We start from the raw sequence: 5,276 nt of genomic DNA, 5'->3' as shown, positions 1-5,276 counted from the left end.
GCGAGCGGCACACCGACAGCGAGCACGGCCGGCCGGACAGGGATGCCATCTACCTGCTGGCGCAGACACTCGTCGGTGCGTGGCCGCTGTCCGCCGACCGGGCCCGGGAATACATGATCAAGGCGGTCCGGGAGGTCAAGGTCCACACCTCCTGGACGGATCCCGACCCCGGCTACGAGTCGGCGTTGGTGAACTACATCGACGCGGTGTTCGACGACCGCGACTACGTCTCGACCCTGGAGACCTACGTCGCGACCCTGGTGGAACTGGGACGGCAGAACTCCCTCGCGCAGAAACTGCTCCAGCTCGTCTCCCCCGGCATCCCCGACGTCTATCAGGGCCAGGAGCTGTGGGACGCGTCCCTGGTCGACCCGGACAACCGGCGGCCGGTGAACTTCGGTGAGCGGGCGAAGCTCCTGACCGAACTCGGCCCTGATCCGGGAGCGCGCAAACCCCCCGCGCTCGACGACACCGGCGCAGCGAAACTACTGGTTGTAGCACGCACGTTACGACTGCGGCGGGAGCATCCGCAGTGGTTCGGCGCGGACGCGAGCTACCGGCCGCTGTGGGCGTCGGGTTCGGCGGCCGAACACGTCGTCGCGGTCGTCCGGTCGGGCTCGGTGGTCGCGGTCGTACCCCGCCTGGTGCTGGGGCTGCGCCGCGGCGGCGGCTGGCGGGACACGACCATTCCGCTGCCCGACGGCCGCTGGACCGATCTGTTCACCGGACGCCGCCACGACGGCGGCGTCGCCTACGTCCTGCGGCTGCTGCGCGACTTCCCCGTCAGCCTCCTCGTCCACACCCCCTGAACAGCGGAGGCTGTAGGTGGAAACCGCTGTCATAGCAACGGTTTCCACCTACAGCAGGCGGGGTTTCACCGACAGTCGACGGGGGTTCACCGACATCTTGCGCCGATCCCGTAGGGCTGGATAAGGACACCGGGGTTCAGGAGACCGACCGGGTCGAGGGCGTGTTTCACCGCGGCCAGCGCGGCGAGTTCCGCCGGTGACCGGGAAAGCCCCATCCAGGCCATCTTGGCCCGTCCGACGCCATGTTCGGCGCCGATGCTGCCACCGTCGGCAGCGGCCCGGGTAAGGATCATTTCGGCGAGACCAGCCCGGCCCAGGGTGTCGTCACGGTCCAGCCCGGTGACATTTACGTGCAGGTTGGCCTCGGCGAGGTGCCCCCACAGGTGCAGCCGGGCGGCCGGCGCCGCAACCCGCACAAGCTCGCGCAGGTCGTCGACGAAGGCGGCGATGCGCGCGAGCGGGACGGCCACGTCCAGTTTGACCGGGACACCGGCGGCGTTCACCGCCGCGGTGTGCCCCTCCCGGTAGGTCCACAGCCGGTCGCGGTCCACGGCGGTCGTGGCGACCGCCACGTCCGACACCCCGGCAGCCTTCTCGACCGCGGCGGCGAGCTCGTCGGTGGGGTCGTCGCGCCCCGCACACTCCAGCAGGAGGTGGGGGGTACGGGCCGCGGACATCCGACCGGCCCAGCGGGGAAACGGCGCAGGCAGGCCCTGGTGGGCGCACACCAGGTCGATGCCGTCGCCGAAGACCAGCTCGACGGCGTCCAGGGACCCGACCGTGGCACGCAGCACGGCGACGAACTCGACCGCGGCGGCGACGTCCGCCATCGCGACCAGTGCGGTGGTCCGTGCGGCAGGTGGCGCGACCAGCCGCAGCTGCACCCTGGTGATGATCCCCAGGGTTCCCTCGCTGCCGACGAGCAGCGACGGCAGGTCGTAGCCGACGTTGTCCTTGGGTAGGCCGGACAGTCGTCGCACGACCGCTCCGTCGGCCAGCACCGCCTCCAGTCCGGCCACCTGGCCACGGGTCATGCCATGGCGCAGCACACGCTCACCGCCGGCGTTCGTCGCGGCGATGCCGCCGAGGGTGGCCGAGTCCCGCGCGGCAAAGTCCACCCCGATACCGTGGCCGGCCGCTCGGGCGTGCGCCTGGACGTCTGCGAGGGTCGCCCCCGCCCCCGCGCTCACCAGACCCGCGGCCGCGTCCACAGGGTCGATCGAGGTGAGCCGTCGCAGACTCAGCAGGACCGCGCCGACTGCGACGCCGGCCGGCACCGAGCCACCGACCAGACCGGTGTTGCCGCCCTGGGGTACCACCGGTACCTCGTGGGCGGCGCAGACCCGCAGGACGGCGGCGACCTCACCGGTCGACGCGGGCCGGACCACGGCCGCGGCCCGGCCGGTGAATGCGCCCGTCCAGTCGGTCTCGTAGCCCACGGTGAGGCCGGGATCGGACAGGACGTGGGCCTCGCCGAGCACCGCGACGAGATCCGCGATCAGCCGGTCGTTCCCGTGCATGGTCTCATGCCTCCAGGAAGGCGCCGCTACTCACGCCGCTACTCACGCCACGCAACGCCAGACCACCAAACTGTGTCACAACGTTCATGTGGTGGACAAGCAGGCGTCTGTGGACCATCCCCGAGACTTGCGACCGTGATGTCGTGCGCATAGCAGTGATCACCGAGTCGTTCCTGCCGCATGTCGACGGTGTGACGAACTCGGTCTGCCGGGTGCTGGAGCATCTGCGGCACCGTGGTCACGAAGCGCTCGTCATCGCCCCCGCGGCTGGCCCCCACGCACCGGCGGCCTATCCCGACGTCTACGCGGGTGCCCCGGTGTTGCGGGCACCGTCCGTTCCATTGCCAGGATATCCGACATTCCGGGTGGCCGCTCCATGGCCACGCCTGGTCGGTGTCCTCGCGGACTTCCGCCCCGACGTCGTGCATCTCGCCGCCCCGGCCGGGCTCGGCGCGCAGTCCGCGTTCGCCGCCCGGCGGCTCGGGCTGGCCAGTGTGGCGGTCTACCAGACCGATTTCGCCGGCTTCGCCGCCCGCTACGGGCTCGGCCAGGCAGAACGCACCATCTGGCGCTGGGTGGCGACCGTTCACCGGGTGGCCGGGCGGACCCTCGCACCGTCCTGGCCCGCGGTCGACATGCTGCTGCGCCAGGGCGTCCACCGGGTTGCCCGCTGGGCACGCGGCGTCGACCTCGATCGGTTCAACCCACGCCACCGTGACCCGGGACTGCGCCGCGGACTGGCCCCGGACGGTGAGGTGCTGGTCGGCTACGTGGGCCGGCTCGCCCGGGAGAAGCGGGTGCATCTGCTCGACGCGGTGGCGGATTTCCCCGGAGTACGCCTGGTCATCGTCGGTGACGGGCCGATGCGGCCCACCCTCGAACGGCAGTTGCACCGGGCGGCGTTCCTCGGGTTCCGCTCCGGGCCCGAGCTGTCGTCGATCATGGCGAGCCTGGACGTGTTCGTCCACACCGGTTCCCACGAGACGTTCTGCCAGGCTGCGCAGGAGGCGAAGGCCAGCGGCGTGCCGGTGGTCGCACCGGCCGCCGGTGGTCTGCTCGACATCGTCGAGGACGGGCGCACCGGGTTGCATTTCACCCCGGATTCCCCCTCCGCGCTGGCCGGGCAGGTCGCCACGCTCGTCGCCGACACCGGGCTGCGGACCGCCATGGGCGCCGCCGCCCGACGGTCGGTCGACGGCTGTGGGTGGAGCGCGATCGGCGACGAGCTCATCGGTCATTACCACGACGTCCGCGGTTTCGGAGTGGGGCAACCGCAGGGTGGCGTGCTGCGCCCCCGGGTCGTCCTCGCTCGCCGGGCGCAGCTCCGCCGGGCGCGGCTCCGCCGGGCCGCTGTCGACCTCGACCCCCACGATTGACAAGGGGAGCACCCGATGAAGATCATCCAGGCGGCCAACTTCGTCGCGCCACGGTCCGGTGGCATCCGCACGACGCTGCGGCACCTCGCCGCGGGATACACCGCCGCAGGCCACGATGTCGTCCAGATCGTGCCCGCGGACCGCGACAGCGTCCGGCACACCCGGGACGCGACCGTGATCACCATGCGGGCACCGTCGCTTCCCGGCACGGACTACCGGATCCTGGCCGACCCGTGGCGGGTCATCCGACTGCTGGAAGCCGAGGCACCCGACCGCATCGAGGTCCACGACCGGACGTCGCTGCGGCCGTTGGGCCGCTGGGCCGGCCGGGTCGCCATCCCTTCCCTGGTGGTCAGCCATGAACGCCTCGACCGGCTGTTGAACCTGTGGACGCCGCGCTCGCTACGTGGGGCGCTGCCGATCCGGGCCGCCGCCGACCGGTCCAACACCACTCTCGCGCGCTCCTTCGACACGGTGGTCGCCACCACCACATGGGCGGCGGCGGAGTTCGACCGCATCGGAGCCACCAACCTGTGCCGGGTTCCTCTCGGTGTCGACCTCGACCGCTTCCACCCCGACCGGTACGACATCGTGCTGCGTCGGGCGTTCGCCCGCGACAGCGAGGTACTGCTGGTACACGCCAGCCGGCTGTCACCGGAAAAGCGGGGAGACACCGCCGTGGACGCCCTGGCGGAGCTGGTCCGCCGCGGGGTCGCCGCCCGCCTGGTCGTCGCGGGGGACGGCCCCGCCCGCGACCGCCTCGCCCGGCACGCCAGCGGCCTGCCCATTGTCTTTCTTGGTTTCGTGGCCGACCGCAACCGTCTCGCCCGCCTGCTGGCCACCGCGGACGCCGTCCTCGCACCCGGGCCGGTCGAGACGTTCGGGCTCGCCGCCCTGGAATCGATGGCCAGCGGCACCCCGGTGGTCGTGCACCACGGCAGCGCCCTGGCCGAACTCGTCGTACCGGGCAGTGGAATCGCCGCCGCGGGCAGCGGTTGGACCTTCGCCGACGGCGTGCAGGCGTTGCTCGCCCTTGACCCGGACGTCCGGCGCCGGGCCGCCCGGGCCCGCGCGGAGCAGTTCCCGTGGGACGTCACCGTCGACGGGTTCCTCGGCGCGCAGGGGCTGCCCCCGGCCACCGGTCGTGATACACGCCACCGCGAAGCCACGCAGCACCGCGACGGGACCCAGCACCCCAACGCCGGCCGCGCCGCCTGAGACCGTCCATGACCTGCTTCGTGGCGCTCGGCGACAGCATCACGGCCGGGCTCGGGGACGGCGTGAGCATGGGTCGTTACCGCCGGGAACACACGCAGCGTGCTCTGGCCGGGCGCGGCTGGGCCGCCACCCTCGCGGCGTGCCTGGCCCCGGCCGGTGGGGTGCGGTTCGCGAACCTCGCGACCACCGGCGCGACCACCGGTGACGTGCGCGGCGCGCAGATCCCCGTCGCGCTCACGCTGCACCCGCAGATCGCGAGTCTGATCGCGGGCATGAACGACCTGCTGTCCCCCGGATTCGATCCGCTGCGCCTGCGGCACAACCTGGTGTGGAGTGTGCGCGACCTGCGCACG

Annotated in this window: 4 protein-coding genes and 1 pseudogene; 4 read left to right on the top strand and 1 reads right to left on the bottom strand. The window is 72.2% G+C overall.

What is annotated here, in order from left to right:
• Positions 1 to 809: pseudogene (locus NBW77_RS21625) on the top strand (malto-oligosyltrehalose synthase); the annotation flags it as partial.
• 86 nt (positions 810 to 895) lie between these two features.
• On the opposite strand, the gene NBW77_RS21620 reads toward NBW77_RS21625, so the two are convergent.
• Positions 896 to 2,329 (bottom strand): FAD-binding oxidoreductase, encoded by a 1,434-nt coding sequence (locus NBW77_RS21620; protein WP_250280253.1) that lies wholly within the window; start codon positions 2,327 to 2,329, stop codon positions 896 to 898.
• A gap of 143 nt (positions 2,330 to 2,472) precedes the next feature.
• Between NBW77_RS21620 and NBW77_RS21615 the strand changes: the two genes are divergently transcribed.
• From NBW77_RS21615 to NBW77_RS21605, 3 genes are all read left to right on the top strand, one after another.
• A complete protein-coding gene (locus NBW77_RS21615) occupies positions 2,473 to 3,705 on the top strand; it encodes a glycosyltransferase family 4 protein (protein WP_250280252.1) in 1,233 nt (410 codons plus the stop codon).
• A gap of 15 nt (positions 3,706 to 3,720) precedes the next feature.
• The gene (locus tag NBW77_RS21610; RefSeq protein WP_250280251.1) at positions 3,721 to 4,923 is read left to right on the top strand and encodes a glycosyltransferase; all 1,203 of its coding nucleotides are present in this window, start codon (positions 3,721 to 3,723) and stop codon (positions 4,921 to 4,923) included.
• Positions 4,924 to 4,931: 8 nt separating this feature from the next.
• Positions 4,932 to 5,276 (top strand): GDSL-type esterase/lipase family protein (locus NBW77_RS21605; RefSeq protein ID WP_250280250.1); only part of this gene is annotated, 345 nt, incomplete at its 3' end.

Source organism: Frankia sp. Cppng1_Ct_nod, assembly GCF_920656135.1.
GTDB lineage: Bacteria > Actinomycetota > Actinomycetes > Frankiales > Frankiaceae > Protofrankia > Protofrankia meridionalis.
Note: the sequence above shows the minus strand (reverse complement) of the source record. Positions and strands in the feature narration are given on the sequence as shown.